The sequence below is a fragment of the Pseudoalteromonas sp. SG41-5 genome (assembly GCF_014164495.1).
GTDB lineage: Bacteria > Pseudomonadota > Gammaproteobacteria > Enterobacterales > Alteromonadaceae > Pseudoalteromonas > Pseudoalteromonas rhizosphaerae.
Genome location: NZ_JACJFH010000234.1, coordinates 1 through 1,239, shown reverse-complemented (window position 1 = coordinate 1,239; position 1,239 = coordinate 1). Strand labels below are relative to the sequence as shown.

General features: G+C 40.5%; 1 protein-coding gene and 1 pseudogene. One reads left to right on the top strand and one right to left on the bottom strand.

The features are described from left to right. Positions 1-96 (top strand): IS3 family transposase (locus H5232_RS24795; protein WP_404936146.1); only part of this gene is annotated, 96 nt, incomplete at its 5' end. 31 nt (positions 97-127) lie between these two features. On the opposite strand, the pseudogene H5232_RS23275 reads toward H5232_RS24795, so the two are convergent. Further along, a pseudogene (locus H5232_RS23275) lies at positions 128-1,239 on the bottom strand (IS3 family transposase); the annotation flags it as partial.

Genomic DNA, 1,239 nt, shown 5'->3' with positions numbered 1-1,239 from the left:
AATTATATTCAGTTTTACAATTACAAACGTAGGCATTCTACGCTTAATTATATGACGCCACATCAGAAATATAATGAATTAAAAAATGCCGCTTAGAATCTCTACAGAATTTGTTGACCATTACAGACCAACGACTTGGGTTATTCAATTTAGCTGCGTCGTTTACCTGCTGACGCTTGGCTAATATCTCTTTATCTAAACCTAAATGACGTTGATTTGGCGTCACAAATTTTATACCACTGTGTAGGTGCTCATTATTGTACCAATCAACGAACCCACTTACCCATTCTCTTGCTGCGCTTATATCTTCAAATGCCTTTTCTGGGTATTCTGGGCGATACTTTAACGTTTTAAATAACGACTCAGAGTATGGATTGTCATTACTTACTGACGGTCGACTAAATGATGGCACAATCCCTAACTCCTGTAATGTTGCCAGTAATGTCGCGCCTTTCATTGGGCTACCATTATCTGAGTGCAACGTGACTTGCTCGCGCTTTATTTGCTCCCGACTGCAAATATCCTTCATTAAATCTGCGGCTAATTCACTTAACTGTGTGTCGTAAACCTGCCAGCCAACAACCTTTCGACTAAAAATGTCCATCACTAAATATAAGTATAAAAATTGCCCTTTTACGCTCGTTGGTAAATAGGTGATATCCCAAGTGTATACTTCATTTGCACGTACTGCCTTCAATGCTCTTGGCTTTTTCATCGGCTTAGCTGGCTTTACTTTTTCTCTATGCGTTAATAAGTTATGTGCCTTCATGACACGATAAAATGAACTTTCAGACGCTATCCATATACCGTTATCAAGCAGCTTGGGGACTATTTTACTGGCCGGTAAATGCCCATACTCAGTTGAGTTAACCGTATTAATAATACGCTGCCGCTCTAACTCTGTGAGACGGTTTGGCGGCCGTTTTTTCGTACTCGTTCGCTTGTCAGTCATATCGTCTGCTTCAATCCACCGCTGAACGGTTCTTACCGTCAGCCCAAGTAACTCACATGCTTTTTCTTTCCTTGCCCCTGAATCCTGCGCGTTTGTAATAAGCGTTATTAATTCATGTCGCTCAGCCTGTGTTGTTAATCGTCCTCGTTGAAACCCCAGAGTGCATCCGCTTTTTTTTTGAGAACAAGTAATGCCGCTGTTTCAGCTAAGGCTTTATCTTTACGATTAAGCTCTTTTTGCAGCTGTTTTATTTCTTGCTTTAACTGTTTACTGTCTGATTTAGCTAG